Below are 16,466 nucleotides of genomic sequence, written 5' to 3'. Positions count from 1 at the left end.
ATATTTGAATGAATCAAAACTCATTTGGTCAAGGTCAAACACATCAAAATATGCAAACAGGAAATGTACCACCACAAATGAATCATGGCGGTCATGAATTGTTCGATGTGCATGAAGTATTATCGACGGCTCTTTCAGGATTGAATTTGAAAACAATACTTCGACCACATGTGCAAGACCAAGAACTACTCAATATTTTAAATCGTCAATATGCATTTGCCTTGGATGAATATAATATTACGGTTGAATGTTTCAAAACAGGTAAAGATCCTTCTCACCCTACTTCTAGCTATAAAATGCAAGGTGGCAATGATTTCATCTATGGAATGAAGCCGTCTCAGCCGAAAAAGCCGATTCAAGGACCAAATGAAATTACAGACGAAATGATTTCCGGGTATTTACTTGGTGCTGCAAAAGCTTCTGCGACTGCAAAAACTGCAGCTGCATTGGAAACAACAAATCCAGTTGTAAGACGAGTTCTTGCAGATTCTATTCCTAACTGTATTGAAATGGCATATGAGCTTGCTATTTATCAAAACAAACATCATTACTACCAAGTTCCACAGTTAACGCAGCAAGATATGCAAGGCATACTTAATTCTTACGCACCTGGTCATCAATCGATGAACAACCAAGTACAATAATACGAACTCATCCCTATTTGCAGTAGGGATGAGTTTTTATTATCCATTATTTTCTTTCCATTTACGTTATAATAGATAGCAACTACATAGAAAGAAAAGGTGAATGGAATGCGAGTTGCAATTTTTGACTTTGACGGAACACTATATGCAGAAGAGACATTCAAACTGTTGATGAATCATTTAAAAGAACACCCCATTTATCGAACAAAATATAAACGCTTTTACAGATCCATCGTACCGCCTTATATTGCGAATAAGTTAAAGCTGTATCCAGATGCCAAAATGAAAGCCCGTTCGATGCAACTATACATTGAAGCTTTTGATGGGATAGCAGAAAAAGAAATAGTCACCTATTTTGATGAGCTAACCAAAGCCGTTCAAAAAGATTTCAATCAAGCAGTTTTAGCAAGACTCGAAAAGCATCAAGCTGAAAATATACATATATTGCTTGTTTCTGGTGCCTATACACAGTTTTTGCATCAGGTGACAGCTGGAAGGAATTTCCTTTAACCAAATTATCGGCACAGAAATTTTCTATAAAGACAATAAAGTGGATACAAAAACGTTTATCGACCATGTAAATGGCACTCGAAAAACGGAGCATATATTACAAGCACTAGAAGGACAGCCAATTGATTGGGAAAATAGTTACGCATACGGAGACAGCTTTTCGGACCTGCCAGTACTAGAGCTTGTAGGTAATCCTATTGCAGTTAAACCGGAAGAAAAACTTCTGAACGTAGCAAAAGAACGCGGCTGGGAGATTATCTAAAGTTTAGGAATGAAGCTAATACATCAGGGCAAACTTGTATTACCAACTATCAAAAACGAGGTAATGATGCATGAGAAACGGTAATTGCGATTTTTCTCCACTGAAAGAACGATTGATACAAGAGCTTAAAGAAGTTTCGCTTGAAGTTGATCTAGGATTACAAACATTATCGGAAGATAATTTCTGTCTATTAGGCAAACTAGCAACTATTAAAGAACATTTCGAAAAAGCAGAAGCGATGGCGGCGTCCTTTTATTTAAACTGTTATCTTTCTCCGTTTACTGATCGGTATTTAGATATCTCTACTGCCGTTCAGCATCTTTCCAAACAAAGGCATGGTGCTTTAATCGTGATCGAGCGAGAGAACGTTGTCGATACGATTATTCGCCCTGGTACTCCTCTTGGCGCAAAGTTAACGCATTCCTTATTAGAATCCATCTTTTATCCAGGAAATCCTCTTCATGATGGTGCCGTCTTAATTCGTAGTAATGAAATTCTTTCTGCTGCAAATGTCCTTCCCTTGTCGGGCATATTTGTAGGTGAAAAAAAGCTGGGTACGCGTCACCGTGCAGCAATTGGCTTATCGGAAAGGTCCGATGCGCTTGTACTCGTTGTTTCCGAAGAGACAGGAAAGGTTTCCTTTGCCCTAAACGGAGAGCTCCATCCTATTATTACAACAAGCTCTGCTATCCTTTAACTTCTTTTATGCTATTCGTTTAATCATTTTCAAAATTATTGACGCAGAAGTCCAAAGCCATTTTTACCTTTGACATAACATAAGAAGAGGGATGAATTTCTATATTCCTTTATCCTTACGTTGGAGGTGAAAGTATATGGGCTTTGGATATGGTGGTGGCTACGGCGGCTATAGTGGTGGTTACGAAGGTGGCGGCTATGGTGGCAATGGTTCAAGTTTTGTATTGATCGTCGTGTTATTTATTCTTCTAATTATCGTAGGGGCAACTTATCTTTCATAAGAAGCATAATCGTACATTCATGTAAAATACGCACAAAGAGCAGATTTTAAGCATCTGCCCTTTGTGCTGTTTTCTTTTATTATGTTTTTATTGTATTCGTACATTTATATGCTTTTCTTGTAAATAGGCCTTAATTTCTGAAATCGTGTAATCACCGTAATGGATCATAGAAGCTACAAGTGCCGCATCCGCTTGACCTTCTGTGAAAACTTCCTCGATATGCTCGATCTTACCTGCACCTCCAGAAGCGATGATTGGGACATTTACTTTTTCAGATAGTAATTTAATCAACTCGATGTCATAGCCGTTTTTCATGCCATCTTTATGGATGCTTGTACAAATGATTTCTCCAGCCCCAAGATCTGTCGCTTGCTGTGCCCACTCTACAACATCCATTCCAGTTTTTTCATGACCGGAATGTGTATATACTTCCCATCTAATAATTTCTTCCTCTTCATTATAGATAGGCATTGCATCTAATCCTAACACAACACATTGTTTTCCATAAATGTCGGCGGCTTCACGTAGAAGTTCAGGTCGCAAAACGGCTGCAGAGTTTACGCCAACTTTATCTGCACCAGTACGAAGTAAACGTTTAAAGTCATCCAATGTGCGCACACCACCTATTACAGAAAAGGGTATATATACTTGCTCTGCGACTTTTTGAATCCACTCCAGCTTAAGCTCTTGGTTTTTAAGGGAAGCGGTAGTATCCAGATATATTAATTCATCTGCTCCATCTTCTGAATACTTTTTTCCAAGCTCAGCCGGGTCTCCAATGATCGTTGGATTACGGAACTGTACATACTTTACTGCCTTATCATTCAATACATCGATTGCTGGAACAATTCTTTTTCTAAGCATATATGTTTAACTCCTCATTTACAGTAGTTGTCTAATAATTGAATGCCATATTTCCCGCTTTTTTCTGGATGGAATTGAACGCCCATCACTTGTTCGTTCCCAATCACACTAGCAAAATCTAAACCATAATTAGTTACGCCTAGTACATCCTTTTGTTCGGTAGGATTTGCATAAAAAGAATGTACAAAATAAAAGTCAGTTTGCTGTGGAATGTGTTGAAACAAGAAATGATTTTGCACATCCTGCACTTGGTTCCACCCCATATGAGGTACCTTTTCGACTGTTTCTTTAAATAATGGAACGCTACCTTTGATCAGTCCTAAACACTCCACATCTCCTTCTTCACTTGTTTCTAAAAGAAGCTGCATCCCTAAACAAATGCCTAAAAGAGGAATCCCTTTTGCAACTGCCTCTTTCATGTAACTAGTCAAGCCAGATTCATTTAATACATTCATCGCAACTTTTGCATTTCCGACGCCCGGTAAAATAAGCTTTGTGATTGCTTCATCATGATCCTCTGGATTTGTAATAAGCTTCGTTTGATAATCTAGACGGTCGATTGCTTTTAAAACACTATGTAAATTTCCTGCTCCATAATCGATTATACCAATCATTGTTTTGCCTCCATTAGTAGTATTCTTCTATTATGCCATCAATCAAACGAAAAAAACAGAAAAACTTTAGCGTGCTAACAAAGTAAAACCCAATCATTATAGTGACTGGGTTTTAAGAAATTAAATTTTTAGCATATAGGCTTTTTGGAAGAGTCCGACTTTGTAATTAGATAAAGAGTCCACTTGGATTTTCGCTACGGTGCGAACGAAAGCCAAGTACGCCACATCATGTGGCAACGCCACTTCGCTATAATCGCCATAAAATAGATCGTTAGCTAATTGCGACACTGTTTAACATTGAAATTCAGGAGATAATTATTCCTGTAAATGGTGTGACGCGACCAAATGTCAGCTAAACGCAACAAAGCTGATAAAGCAGATACTTCTTGTATAGTAACCCTAAATAATGCTCCATTATTATAGTAGTCTCATTCCAAGTAAACTTATTTATGAAATATTGGTTGCTCTCACGGGTAATTTGGTTGCTTTCAGACTGCCACTAGTTGCTCTCCGCTGTCATTTGGTTGCTTCCAGATTAGAACTGATTGCTTTCAACTCTGTTTGGTTGCCCTTTGCCATTTACTAGGAACATTTATTCTGTAACTGCATAATTAGAAGGAATTAGTGCTGCTCGCCGCTTGCACTTTGTTCTTGCTAGCTCAGACGCTAGCTGATCGAACGCCTTCAATTTCTTTTATCAAGTATGCATCCACTTTTTTGGCCACTTCTTGCCCTTCTTTTATAGCCCAAACAATGAGGCTTTGCCCTTTCCTTGCATCTCCAGCAGTAAATATTCCTTCCACATTTGTCGCGTAATCTTTAGTAGAAGCAGCAATTTTTTTATTTACAATATTAACCCCAAATTGGTTGGCTAGCGTTAGCTCAGGACCTTCGAAGCCTATAGCGACAAATACATATTGTGCAGGCCAAATTTTTTCAGAACCAGGAACTTCTCGAAAAAAATGATATCCATCCTCTCCAAGTATTTTCTCCATTTGAATCGTATGGAGCTCTTTCAAGTTCCCTTTATCATCTGGCACCATTTTCGTTGTTTGAATCAAATACTCACGAGGATCTTTGCCGTATTTTGCTTCCGCTTCTTCATATGCATATTCCAATTTATAAATATTTGGATCGGTTGGCCACAAGTTATCTTCTGCTCTTGTAGCTGGTAACTGTGGATGTTTCCCAAACTGGACAACCGATTTACAATTTTGTCGAATGGCAGTTGCGACACAGTCTGCGCCTGTGTCCCCTCCGCCGATCACAATGACGTCCTTCCCTTTTGTATCGATAAATAGTCCGTCTTTAAAGTTTGAATCGAGCAAGCTTTTCGTTGTGGAAGTTAGGTAGTCCATAGCCAGATGCACGCCGTTTGATGTGCTGCCTTCCATATGAAGCTCTCTTTGTTTTTGTGCGCCGATACATAAAATAATAGCGTCGAATTGTTCCTTCAGTTGTTCTGCGAGAATATCCTTACCGATTTCTGTATTTAATACAAAATCGATGCCTTCTTGCTTCAATAACTGAATGCGACGTTCCACCACATCTTTTTCGAGCTTCATATTAGGTATACCGTAAGTAAGTAACCCTCCAGCGCGATCCGCACGTTCGAAAATAGTGACAGAATGTCCCGCCTGGTTCAGCTCATCGGCACTTGCAAGTCCAGCAGGTCCCGATCCTACAATAGCAATTTTTTTGCCAGTACGCATAGAAGGAATTCTTGGTACGACCCACCCATTTTCAAATCCTTTATCAATAATCGTCCGTTCGATATTTTTTATAGAAACCGCAGGATCCGAAATAGCCAGTGTACAAGATCCTTCACAAGGAGCTGGACAAACCCTGCCGGTAAATTCCGGAAAATTATTCGTCATGGAAAGCCTTTCAAGTGCTTCTTGCCATTTCCCTTTATATACTAAATCATTCCACTCAGGGATTAAGTTATTGATTGGACAGCCAGCCGTTGCCCCTCGAATTTCGATTCCCATATGACAAAAAGGAGTCCCACAATCCATACATCTTGCACCCTGTGTTTGGAGTGCTTCGTCCGTTAACTTGGCAGCATACTCCCTCCAATTTTTAATACGTTTGAGAGGGGCTACTTCCTTTCCTTTTGCTCGTTCATAGTCCATAAATCCAGTAGGCTTACCCATTTGTCATTCCCCCTCTCTTATTTTTTCGCAAGTACAGTTTGCTTCTTATCTTGCTTTGCAGAAGTAGCTAAAAATGCTTGCATTGCCGCTGCATCATCTGTCAAACCATTGCGTTTTAACGCGGCAATTTTCGTAAGGATTAATTTGTAATCATTCGGTACTACTTTGACGAACTTTTGAACAAATACATCCCACTGATCCAGTATGTTCATTGCTTTCGTGCTCTTTGTGTAGTAGTAATGATCCATTATTAATTGGCGAATTTCATGACTTTCTTCCGAAGAATCGATTCGTTCCAATCCAATCATTTCCATATTGCATTTTTGTTTAAATCCGTCCAAGTTATCATCAACAAGTACATACGCAATTCCGCCTGACATTCCTGCGCCGAAATTCTTTCCAACATCCCCTAGTATGACAGCACGACCACCCGTCATATATTCACATCCGTGATCCCCAATTCCTTCTACAACAACATCTACTCCGCTATTGCGAACTGCAAAGCGCTCCCCAGCACGACCATTTATAAATGCAGTTCCACTTGTTGCACCGTAAAGCGTAACGTTTCCAGCAATCACATTACCTTCAGCAGACCCTTTTAGCGGCGCTGAAACTATTAGTTTTCCTCCAGATAAACCTTTTCCAAAATAATCATTCACATCCCCTGTTACATACATCGACATCCCTTTTGGAACAAATGCACCGAAACTTTGCCCAGCTGCCCCTGTAAATCGAAGGGTGATAGAATCCTCCGCTAACCCTCTAGCTCCATACAATTTAGAAATTTCGCTTCCAATGATCGTTCCTACTACACGATCTGTATTTGCGATTGGATAATTTAAGTCCACTTTCGATTCGCTTAAAATCGCATGCTCTACTTTTGGCAACAATTGTGTTAAGTCAAAAGTTTGGTCTATTTTATGATTTTGAACTGTTTTAAACGTTCGAGTTCCTTCCGGTTGATAAAGAAGAGCCGATAAATTCAGCTGTTTCGCTTTCCAATGCTCTTTTGCACGATCGCTTACTTCTAGCACATCCGTACGTCCTACCATTTCTTCTACCGTTCTAAAACCAAGCAACGCCATATATTCACGTACTTCTTCTGCTACAAATTTCATAAAGTTAACAACGTAATCTGCACTTCCAGTAAATTTATCACGGAGCTCTGGATTTTGAGTCGCAATACCGACTGGACAAGTATCTAAATGACAAGCCCGCATCATGACACATCCTAAGACGATAAGTGGAGCAGTGGCAAAGCCGTATTCCTCAGCACCGAGTAGAGCAGCCATTACAACGTCTTTACCAGTCATTAATTTTCCATCCGTTTCGAGCCTGACACGATCACGAAGTCCGTTTAACATTAACGTTTGGTGGGCTTCGGCAAGACCGAGCTCCCACGGAAGCCCGGTATGTTTAATACTTGTTTTAGGAGAGGCACCAGTTCCTCCGTCATATCCACTAATAACAATGACATCTGCCGCACCTTTAGCAACACCTGCTGCGATCGTTCCAACACCTGATTTAGCGACTAATTTCACACTTATTCGTGCAGCCCTATTTGCATTTTTTAAGTCATGAATTAATTGCGCCATATCCTCAATGGAATAAATATCATGATGTGGAGGCGGAGATATTAATCCAACTCCAGTAGTAGAACCACGAACATCCGCTACCCATGGATAGACTTTATTGCCAGGTAACTGGCCGCCCTCTCCCGGTTTTGCGCCTTGCGCCATTTTGATCTGCAGCTCATCTGCTTGCACTAAATAATGGCTTTTTACACCGAATCGACCAGATGCAATTTGTTTAATAGCACTGCGACGATTATCTCCGTTTGGATCTAGTTCATAGCGGCTTGGATGCTCTCCACCTTCCCCACTATTGCTTTTCCCACCAATTCGGTTCATGGCAATTGCTAGTGTTTCATGAGCTTCTTTGCTTAGGGAACCAAATGACATCGCTCCTGTTTTAAATCGTTTAACAATCGAATCAACTGACTCCACTTGATCTAACGGGATACGTTTAGCATCTTTTTTGAATGTCAATAAATTACGTAAAAATCCGATCCGTTCTTCGTTCGCCATTTCAGCATATTGTCGATACAAACCATAATCCCCTCTGCGAGTGGCCCACTGGAGCGTATGAATTGTTTTCGGATTGAACGCATGATGTTCTCCTGTGCTTCTCCACTGAAAATCACTACCAGATTCTAAAGAAGCTTCCTTCGATTCGTGTGCTGCTTGATATCGTTTATTTGCTTCTTCAGCAATTGTTTTTAGATTGATTCCACCTATTTGAGAGGCCGTTCCTGTGAAATAACGATCAATCACTTCTTTACTAATGCCTACCGCTTCAAAAACTTGTGCACCACGGTAACTTTGAACAGTGGATATTCCCATTTTAGACATTACTTTGACGACACCATCAGCTATGCCTTTACTATATTTCGCTACGGCTTCTGTGTAGCTTGTCGTAATATGCCCATTTTCGATTGCTTCTGCAATCGTTGCATAAGCAAGATATGGGTTGATCGCATCCACGCCGTAGCCAATTAGCGCTGCGAATTGATGCACCTCTCTTGCCTCTCCAGACTCCACGATAATACTTATTTTTGTTCGATTCCCTGTACGTAGTAAATGCTGGTGTAGACTGCTTGCTGCAAGTAATACAGGAATGGTTGTATGATTTACGTCTGACTGTCGGTCAGATAGGATAAGCAAGGTTATCCCCTGCGCTATATACTCATCCGCAATATTAGAAATAGTATTCAAATCATTCTCTAAGTCTTCTGACATATCAAGATAGATAGTGGCACTTTGAAAATGTTTTGACTTCATGCCTATTAGTTGTTTAAGTTGGCAATTGGTTAAAATCGGTGTATCTAAAAAGATTCGTTTACTATTTTGTTCTGCTGGTTGCAGTAAATCTCCTTCTGCTCCAAGCAATGTCATCGTAGAGGTGACAATATGCTCTCTGATTGAATCGATTGGAGGATTCGTCACTTGTGCAAATAGTTGTTTAAAATAATTAAATAACGATTGTGGTCGATCCGATAACACGGCAAGTGGCGTATCGCTACCCATTGAGCCAATTGGATCTTTCCCATCTAGAGCGAGTGGAACAATATATTTTTGAATATCCTCATATGTGTAACCAAATACTTTTTGTTTGAATAAAAGATCCTCTATCAGCTCCGATTTTTCATTTTCTGCTGAAATCGTTACTAAATTATCGTTTAACCACTTTTCATACGGTAGTGCATTTGCCATATCGGATTTAATTTCTTCGTCTGAAATAATACGTCCTTGCTCTAAATCGACAAGTAACATTTTTCCTGGACTTAAACGTTCTTTGATTAAAATATTGTCTTCCTCTACGTCTACTACGCCTACTTCAGATGAAAAAATAATATAATCGTCTTTTGTCACATAATAGCGAGCCGGACGTAATCCATTTCGATCTAATATGGCTCCAATTTGCTTACCATCTGTAAATGAAATGGCAGTTGGTCCATCCCAAGGCTCCATTAAGCTGCTGTGATAGGCATAGAAAGCCTTTTTCCCCTCATCAATATGTGGATTTTCTGTCCAAGGCTCCGGTATTAACATCATCGCTGTATGGGCAGGTGTTCTACCGGCAAGTACAAAAAATTCAAACGCATTATCAAGCATTGAAGAGTCACTACCGTTTGTATCAATGATTGGTAACAGCTTTGGTAGATCATCTCCAAATGCTTTCGATACAAATTGTTGTTCTCGTGCTTTCATCCAGTTAATGTTTCCCCGTAACGTATTGATTTCCCCGTTGTGGACGATATATCGGTTTGGATGAGCTCTTTCCCAGCTAGGAAACGTATTGGTACTGTAACGAGAATGTACTAATGAAAATGCAGACATAAATAACTCGTCTTGCAGATCTACGTAAAAAAGATCCACTTCTTCGGGGGTGAGCAATCCTTTATAAACAATTGTTTGACTAGAAAGACTCGCGCAATAAAATTTCTGCTCTTGTTGTTGCGCCCAATGCTCCACTTGTTTTCTGATAACGTATAATTTGCGTTCAAATGCAAGTGAGTCAGTTGTATCTACTGCTTTAATGAATACTTGACGAACGACTGGTACTGTCTCTTTTGCTTTTTCACTTAAGCATTCTGCGTTTATCGGCACAGTTCGCCAGCCGATAAGCTCTTGCCCCTCTGCCGTGATTGTATCGTTTATTTTTTGCTCAATCGCTTGGCGTTCTTCCGTGTTATTTGTAAAAAATAGCATTCCTACGCCGTATGCCCCGCTTTCCGGCAAATTCCATTTGTTACAAACAACACGAAAATAGACATCTGGAATTTGGACCATTAAGCCAGCACCATCCCCAGTTTGACCATCGCTGCCTCGCCCTGCACGGTGATCTAGTCTGCATAACATTTCTAAACCTTTTTTGACAATGTCATGTGTTTGCTTACCTTTTATATGTGCATATAAACCTATCCCACATGCGTCATGTTCAAACGCAGGATCGTACATGCCTTGTGCTTTTGGTATTTGATGAAATGTCATGTGAATCCCTCCATCTTCTAGAAAAACTAACTTAGGAATATTGTATGTTTTCAAACTAATACAAACAATATATAATTTGGATATAAATCATCTATATTTTAGATAGATTAGGAGGAAACGATGGAAATACGCCAGTTGAGGTACTTTATTGAAGTAGCCGAACGGGAACATATTTCGGATGCGGCAATTCATTTGCATGTGGCTCAGTCAGCAGTTAGCAGGCAAATCGCCAATTTAGAAGACGAGCTTGGAGTGGAATTATTTGAACGCGTTGGGAGAAATGTGAAACTGACACCAATAGGGAAGATTTTCTTAGAGCATAGCATTTCCGCATTACAAGCAATCGATTATGCCAAAAAGCAAATCGATGAATATTTGGATCCGGATAAAGGGACGATTAAAATAGGCTTTCCTACTAGTTTAGCGGGCCATTTTTTGCCGACTGTTATTTCCGCATTTAAAAAAGAATACCCGCATGTCGCTTTTCACCTGAGACAAGGGTCTTATCATTATTTAATAGACGCTGTGAAAAATCGAGAGCTGAATCTTGCATTCCTAGGACCTCTTCCGCCTAAGGATCATTCGATCAACACATCCATCTTATTCACCGAAAATTTTTCGGCACTGTTGCCCACTTCTCATCGATTGGCAAAACGAGAGAAAATTCATTTAAAGGATTTGCTGGAGGATGATTTTATTTTATTTCCACAAGGATATATATTACGCAAGATTGCACTAGATGCCTGTAATTCCGTAGGGTTCACTCCCAACACCTCTTCCGAAGGTGAAGATATGGATGCTATAAAAGGATTAGTTGCAGCAGGTATGGGGGTAAGCCTTCTACCAGAAAGTTCTTTCTATAATGCGACACCGCGTTTTACAGTAAAGTTGCCCATTGAATCGCCGATTATTAGAAGAACAGTTGGTATCATTAGCCCAGCAACTAGGGATTTGTCTCCTTCTGAAAAGGTGTTTCATCAATTCGTTGTTCGTTTTTTCGCTGTACTCGGACAGTATCAATGAAAAAGACAGGAAATCGCGAGTTTCACGATTCCCTGTCTTTTATAAGTTTTTATGAAAAAATATACTATAGAACACTCAACTTTTCATCTTTTAAATCACTTATGAACATACAACCAGGCGCATGGGTAATCATAATCGAAGGCTTGCTTTGCATTGCAACCGCTTGTGGTGTAACTCCACAAGCCCAAAATACAGGGACTTCTCCTTCTTTAATCGTTACGGCATCTCCAAAATCCGGTTTTTCAATATTCGAGATTCCAATCTGTGAAGGATCTCCAATATGAATAGGAGCACCATGCACACCAGGGAATCGAGAAGTGATTTGAATGGCACGAATTGCATCCTTATGAGACATCGGACGCATACTTACTACCGTAGGTCCTTCAAAAACTCCTGCTTTTTCACACGCGATATTTGTTTTATACATCGGCACATTACATCCTTCTTCTATATGCCTGATTGGAATACCAGCTTCAAGTAAGGGTGTTTCGAATGTGAAACTACAGCCGATCAAAAATGCGACCATATCCTCTTCCCAGTATTCTTTAATATCCGTAACCTCATCAGTAAAAACACCGTCTTTATATATGCGGTATTTAGGAATATCCGTTCGAATATCTGCTTCATTTCCAATTAAACTTGGCGTATATGATCCTATCTCTGTTACATCCACTAAAGGGCAGGATTTTGGATTTCGCTGGCAAAACAGTAAAAAGTCAAATGCATGTTCTTTCTTTAAGATGGCTAAATTCGCTTGTGTATAACCTTTTGCCATTCCAGCAGTGGGACCAGTAATTTCTCCAACACGAATTTTAGCACGCAAGTCATTTGGCGACATTGTTTCAAAATCTAACATGTTTATCACACACTCCTCGTTATTTAAATAGCAATGGAATTTGTTCAATTAGCGTCATAATACCTAACACTCCCATAATAACCACTACTAATCCCCCCGTGATCGTTAACCAAAGTGGATGCTTATAATCGCCAACTATATTTTTCTTATGGGCAGCTACCAACATGGTTCCAAGCGCTAACGGTAAAATTAGTGCATTTAGTGCACCAACAAGAAGGAGAATATTGACCGGACGTCCGACTAAGGCAAATGTTAGAGTCGATAATAAAATGAATAATATAATAATCCAGTTATGGTATTTTTCAATCAACGGATGGAATGAACGGATAAATGAAACAGATGTATAAGCCGCTCCTACAACAGATGTGATGGCTGCAGCCCACATAATAACACCAAACATTCTAAATCCAATCTCACCAGCTGCTAGTTGAAAGACGGATGCCGGTGGATTTGCCGGATCAATTGCCAATCCTTGACTCACAACACCAAGCACTGCTAAAAATAGAGCAATTCGCATGATTCCTGTCACAGCAATTCCAGTAACAGAGCTTTTTGTCACCTGTGGTAACGATTCCACACCTTTTACTCCAGCATCTAAAAGACGGTGCCCCCCGGCAAAAGTAATGTATCCTCCAACAGTACCACCAACAAGTGTCACTATAGCGAATATACTTATTTCGGCTGGAGCAAATGTATTGATAACAGCTTCTCCTACCGGAGGCGATGTAATAACAGCAACATATACCATTAATATGATCATGACAAAACCGGCAACTTGAGCAACTTTATCCATCGCTTTTCCTGCTTCTTTTACAACAAATATAAAAATCGCAAATGCTGCACTGATTATAGCCCCTGTAATCGGATCCATACCAAGCATTGCATTTAAACCAAGCCCTGCTCCAGCAACGTTCCCAATATTAAAAGCTAGTCCACCCATTACGATAAGAATTGCTAAAAGTACGCCTAAACCAGGTATTACTTTGTTAGCGATTTCCTGACCACGTAAACCTGAAACTGCGATGATTCTCCACACATTCACTTGGGCAAAAACATCGAGCAATAAAGAAATTAAAATAACGAATCCAAAACTAGCCGCAAGTTGCTGAGTAAAGACCGTTGTTTGTGTTAAAAATCCAGGTCCTATAGAAGATGTGGCCATTAAAAATGCTGCACCGAGTAAGACGCTTTTTCCGACTTTCTTATTTGTATTAGCTGTCTCTATTTTTTGCTTTCCCATACCAATTCTCCCCTTATTCGAACACTGCGGAAACTACAATACTGTTTCTCTCCAAAGTTTCTTTAATATATTTAGCAAAAGATACAGCGTGTTCCCCATCCCCATGAATACAAACCGTATCAGCGTTTATCAACACTTCTGTATGCTGTTGAGAAATTACTTTTCCTTCAGTGACCATTCTAACTACCTGTTCAACAGATTGGTCCTTATCCGTTATAAGTGCATCCGTTTGTTGACGAGAAGTTAGTGATCCATCTGACTGATAAGTACGGTCTGCAAATACTTCATGGGCTGTATGTAAACCAATTTTTTCTCCAGCAGCCGTTAATTTACTACCTGCTAAACCGAATAATACTAATTTGGGAGAAACATCGTATACCGCTTGAGCTATTGCTTGTGCGAGCTCCGAATCTTTAGAAGCCATATTATACAGAGCTCCATGAGGCTTCACATGTTGCATCTGCTCTCCAAAAGTAGCTAAAAACCCATTTAAAGCGCCAATTTGATAAACAACGAGGTCATAAGCTTCTTGAGAAGATATATTCATCTCTCTTCTACCAAATCCATTTAAATCTGGCAATCCAGGATGAGCACCTATCTTTACGCCATTTTCAATTGCTAACTTGACCGTTTCTCTCATTACACTTGGATCTCCCGCATGAAATCCACAAGCAATATTTGCGGAAGTTACATATTTCAATATTTCTTTTTGTTCTCCTAGTTTATATCGACCAAAACTTTCCCCTAGGTCACAATTTAAATCTACTCGAAACATTCTTATCCCCTCCTGAAGTAAATACTTGTCCTACGAAAATACTTTTGGTTCCAAAATACGGAACTCATGTTTTGAAACATAAAACAATTTTAGCACAGTTAGATTTTTCTGAATAGATATTATTTTGTGTTTGCTATATAACAGTAAGATATTATTTAACTTGTAATTTATTTTTAGAGAATTATAATTATTACTATAATTCATATTTAGGAACTGAAGTACCAAATTGCGAAACCAAAGGAGCTGTTTTTGTGCCCAATCAACAGATAAAAGCAACCATGAAACCATTGGGAGATTCTGCACTAATCGTACAGCTTGGGGAAGGTATGGATCCAACTATTCACGAAAAAGTGAAGAACCTTTCAGAACTATTAACCAATCATCCATTTGAAGGTTTCATTGAACTGGTGCCTGCTTACAATAATATAACCGTCTATTACAATCCATATATTGTTCATACTTCACAATTAGGGGCATCAACTGCTTTTGTAAAAGTACGTAACCATATAAACCATTTAGTCGAGCAGGTTAAGATCGATAAAAATGAAAGTCCAAGAATTGTGTCCATACCAGTATGTTACGGGGGAGAGCTGGGACCTGATCTAGAAAATGTTGCCGAGTATCACAAAATGACTCCTGAAGAAGTTATTCAAATTCATTCGGGAGAAGAATGCTTAGTTTATATGCTAGGTTTTGCACCTGGTTTTCCTTTTATGGGTGGAATGGATACTCGCATTGCAACACCCCGAAAAGAAACACCTAGGTTATCCATACCGCCTGGATCTGTTGGCATTGCTGGTAAACAGACTGGAATATATCCGCTGGAAACTCCTGGAGGATGGCAAATTATCGGAAGAACGCCATTAGATTTATTTCTTCCTAAAATGTCTCCCCCAACTTTACTTCAACCAGGAGATAAGATTAAATTTGTTCCTATTTCTCCTAGTGAATACTTAGAGTATAAGGAGATGAAACAATGAGTATAAATGTGTTGCATCCAGGGCTGCTAACAACAGTTCAAGACATCGGAAGATACGGTTCCCAAAAGTATGGGGTAATTGTTAGTGGTGCAATGGACAGTTATTCTTTACGCCTGGCCAACATTTTAGTTGGCAATAAAGAAAACGAGGCTGCTCTCGAGATTACTATATACGGAACTACTCTTCAATTTGAAGAAGATACGTTAATCGCCATTACAGGAGGAGATTTTCTTACGACGATTGATGGAATAATTGCTCCTTTATGGCGTCCTGTGCTCGTAAAGAAAAATTCTATCTTAAAGTTCCATTCAGCCATTAAAGGAAGTCGAGCCTATATCGCTTTTGCTGGGGGCATAGATATCCCGCAAATGATGGGAAGCAAAAGTACATATATCCGAGCAAGTATTGGCGGATTCGAAGGCAGAGCTCTGCAAAAAGGAGATAAACTAAACATCGGTGTAAAAAGTACCCTTAGTGAAGCACTTCTTAAACATCTAGATGATAAAAATGTCCCTTGGTCCGTTAATTTCAATGAACTAATAAACTTCAAACAAGAACCAATCATTCGTGTACTTAAAGGCACCGAGTTTGAACGGTTTGACAAAGAAAGCCAACAATTATTTTTTCAAGAACCCTATACATTAACAGTTCAGTCCGATCGCATGGGATATCGTTTAGAAGGTCCTTCTCTTTCCCTTTCGGAAAAATTCGAACTATTATCAGAAGGTGTGACATTTGGAACAATTCAAATCCCTCCAAGTGGTCAACCTATCATCCTCATGGCAGACAGACAAACCACTGGTGGCTATCCTAAATTTGGACAAGTAATTTCTGCCGACTTACCGAGTTTGGCACAGCTCCAACCAAGCTCGACCATACGATTTAAGGAAGTGTCATTGAAAGAAGCGGAGACTGTTTTACTAAAAAATGAGCAGTTCATACATAACTTAAAAACTGCTATACACTACAAATTGTTTCATTAATCAAAAAAAGTCCTCTAATCATGCTAGAG

Annotated in this window: 15 protein-coding genes; 8 read left to right on the top strand and 7 right to left on the bottom strand. The window is 39.5% G+C overall.

Annotated features, from left to right (window positions below; all coding sequences use genetic code 11):
- Window positions 1-8: 8 nt before the first annotated feature.
- From ACIP9W_RS07485 to ACIP9W_RS07465, 5 genes are all read left to right on the top strand, one after another.
- Window positions 9-644, top strand: coding sequence for a spore coat protein (locus ACIP9W_RS07485; protein ID WP_400787799.1), 636 nt, complete (start codon window positions 9-11; stop codon window positions 642-644).
- A gap of 108 nt (window positions 645-752) precedes the next feature.
- Entirely contained in the window at window positions 753-1,154 is a 402-nt protein-coding gene (locus ACIP9W_RS07480; RefSeq protein ID WP_400787796.1) for a haloacid dehalogenase-like hydrolase, read from the top strand.
- Between the two features lie 40 nt (window positions 1,155-1,194).
- Window positions 1,195-1,416 carry an HAD family hydrolase gene (locus ACIP9W_RS07475; RefSeq protein WP_400787794.1) on the top strand — a complete coding sequence of 74 codons (222 nt, stop codon included), beginning with the start codon at window positions 1,195-1,197 and terminating at the stop codon, window positions 1,414-1,416.
- A 70-nt stretch (window positions 1,417-1,486) separates the two neighbouring features.
- The gene (gene cdaS, locus ACIP9W_RS07470; protein ID WP_400787791.1) at window positions 1,487-2,113 is read left to right on the top strand and encodes a sporulation-specific diadenylate cyclase CdaS; all 627 of its coding nucleotides are present in this window, start codon (window positions 1,487-1,489) and stop codon (window positions 2,111-2,113) included.
- Between the two features lie 136 nt (window positions 2,114-2,249).
- Window positions 2,250-2,393, top strand: a complete 144-nt coding sequence (locus tag ACIP9W_RS07465) for a YjcZ family sporulation protein (protein WP_400787789.1) — start codon at window positions 2,250-2,252, stop codon at window positions 2,391-2,393.
- An 87-nt stretch (window positions 2,394-2,480) separates the two neighbouring features.
- Here ACIP9W_RS07465 and hisF read toward each other — a convergent pair whose 3' ends face one another.
- The 4 genes from hisF to gltB form a co-directional block, all read right to left on the bottom strand.
- Window positions 2,481-3,257: an imidazole glycerol phosphate synthase subunit HisF gene (hisF, locus tag ACIP9W_RS07460; protein ID WP_400787787.1), complete on the bottom strand. Its 777-nt coding sequence runs from the start codon at window positions 3,255-3,257 to the stop codon at window positions 2,481-2,483.
- A 14-nt stretch (window positions 3,258-3,271) separates the two neighbouring features.
- Complete coding sequence (hisH, locus tag ACIP9W_RS07455) at window positions 3,272-3,871, bottom strand: imidazole glycerol phosphate synthase subunit HisH (RefSeq protein WP_400787785.1); 600 nt, start codon at window positions 3,869-3,871, stop codon at window positions 3,272-3,274.
- Between the two features lie 659 nt (window positions 3,872-4,530).
- Complete coding sequence (gene gltD, locus ACIP9W_RS07450) at window positions 4,531-6,027, bottom strand: glutamate synthase small subunit (RefSeq protein ID WP_400787782.1); 1,497 nt, start codon at window positions 6,025-6,027, stop codon at window positions 4,531-4,533.
- Between the two features lie 17 nt (window positions 6,028-6,044).
- Window positions 6,045-10,580: a glutamate synthase large subunit gene (gltB, locus tag ACIP9W_RS07445; protein WP_400787780.1), complete on the bottom strand. Its 4,536-nt coding sequence runs from the start codon at window positions 10,578-10,580 to the stop codon at window positions 6,045-6,047.
- Window positions 10,581-10,700: 120 nt separating this feature from the next.
- Between gltB and gltC the strand changes: the two genes are divergently transcribed.
- Window positions 10,701-11,603 (top strand): glutamate biosynthesis transcriptional regulator GltC, encoded by a 903-nt coding sequence (gene gltC, locus ACIP9W_RS07440; RefSeq protein WP_400787777.1) that lies wholly within the window; start codon window positions 10,701-10,703, stop codon window positions 11,601-11,603.
- Window positions 11,604-11,667: 64 nt separating this feature from the next.
- On the opposite strand, the gene ACIP9W_RS07435 is transcribed toward gltC, so the two are convergent.
- From ACIP9W_RS07435 to ACIP9W_RS07425, 3 genes are read right to left on the bottom strand one after another with little or no spacing between them, the layout of a single operon-like run.
- Window positions 11,668-12,459 carry a putative hydro-lyase gene (locus ACIP9W_RS07435; protein ID WP_400787775.1) on the bottom strand — a complete coding sequence of 264 codons (792 nt, stop codon included), beginning with the start codon at window positions 12,457-12,459 and terminating at the stop codon, window positions 11,668-11,670.
- A 19-nt stretch (window positions 12,460-12,478) separates the two neighbouring features.
- Window positions 12,479-13,699 (bottom strand): NRAMP family divalent metal transporter, encoded by a 1,221-nt coding sequence (locus ACIP9W_RS07430; RefSeq protein ID WP_400787772.1) that lies wholly within the window; start codon window positions 13,697-13,699, stop codon window positions 12,479-12,481.
- 13 nt (window positions 13,700-13,712) lie between these two features.
- A complete protein-coding gene (locus ACIP9W_RS07425) occupies window positions 13,713-14,474 on the bottom strand; it encodes a LamB/YcsF family protein (RefSeq protein WP_400787769.1) in 762 nt (253 codons plus the stop codon).
- 251 nt (window positions 14,475-14,725) lie between these two features.
- On the opposite strand from ACIP9W_RS07425, the gene pxpB reads away from it, so the two are divergent.
- Together pxpB and ACIP9W_RS07415 are read left to right on the top strand one after the other, a co-directional pair.
- Window positions 14,726-15,454: a 5-oxoprolinase subunit PxpB gene (gene pxpB / locus ACIP9W_RS07420; protein ID WP_400787767.1), complete on the top strand. Its 729-nt coding sequence runs from the start codon at window positions 14,726-14,728 to the stop codon at window positions 15,452-15,454.
- Complete coding sequence (locus ACIP9W_RS07415; protein ID WP_400787764.1) at window positions 15,451-16,437, top strand: 5-oxoprolinase subunit C family protein; 987 nt, start codon at window positions 15,451-15,453, stop codon at window positions 16,435-16,437. The genes pxpB and ACIP9W_RS07415 overlap by 4 nt, the downstream gene beginning before the upstream one ends.
- Window positions 16,438-16,466 lie beyond the last annotated feature (29 nt).

Source organism: Psychrobacillus sp. NPDC093180 (assembly GCF_044754065.1).
GTDB lineage: Bacteria > Bacillota > Bacilli > Bacillales_A > Planococcaceae > Psychrobacillus.
Note: the sequence above shows the minus strand (reverse complement) of the source record. Positions and strands in the feature narration are given on the sequence as shown.

Excerpts from the sequence above, each read along its gene's own strand:
- ACIP9W_RS07485 (WP_400787799.1), top strand. The coding sequence starts at position 9 with ATGAATCAAAACTCATTTGGTCAAGGTCAAACACATCAAAATATGCAA.
- ACIP9W_RS07480 (WP_400787796.1), top strand. The coding sequence starts at position 753 with ATGCGAGTTGCAATTTTTGACTTTGACGGAACACTATATGCAGAAGAG.
- cdaS (WP_400787791.1), top strand. The coding sequence starts at position 1,487 with ATGAGAAACGGTAATTGCGATTTTTCTCCACTGAAAGAACGATTGATA.
- ACIP9W_RS07465 (WP_400787789.1), top strand. The coding sequence starts at position 2,250 with ATGGGCTTTGGATATGGTGGTGGCTACGGCGGCTATAGTGGTGGTTAC.
- hisF (WP_400787787.1), bottom strand. The coding sequence starts at position 3,257 with ATGCTTAGAAAAAGAATTGTTCCAGCAATCGATGTATTGAATGATAAG.
- hisH (WP_400787785.1), bottom strand. The coding sequence starts at position 3,871 with ATGATTGGTATAATCGATTATGGAGCAGGAAATTTACATAGTGTTTTA.
- gltD (WP_400787782.1), bottom strand. The coding sequence starts at position 6,027 with ATGGGTAAGCCTACTGGATTTATGGACTATGAACGAGCAAAAGGAAAG.
- gltB (WP_400787780.1), bottom strand. The coding sequence starts at position 10,580 with ATGACATTTCATCAAATACCAAAAGCACAAGGCATGTACGATCCTGCG.
- gltC (WP_400787777.1), top strand. The coding sequence starts at position 10,701 with ATGGAAATACGCCAGTTGAGGTACTTTATTGAAGTAGCCGAACGGGAA.
- ACIP9W_RS07435 (WP_400787775.1), bottom strand. The coding sequence starts at position 12,459 with ATGTTAGATTTTGAAACAATGTCGCCAAATGACTTGCGTGCTAAAATT.
- ACIP9W_RS07430 (WP_400787772.1), bottom strand. The coding sequence starts at position 13,699 with ATGGGAAAGCAAAAAATAGAGACAGCTAATACAAATAAGAAAGTCGGA.
- ACIP9W_RS07425 (WP_400787769.1), bottom strand. The coding sequence starts at position 14,474 with ATGTTTCGAGTAGATTTAAATTGTGACCTAGGGGAAAGTTTTGGTCGA.
- ACIP9W_RS07415 (WP_400787764.1), top strand. The coding sequence starts at position 15,451 with ATGAGTATAAATGTGTTGCATCCAGGGCTGCTAACAACAGTTCAAGAC.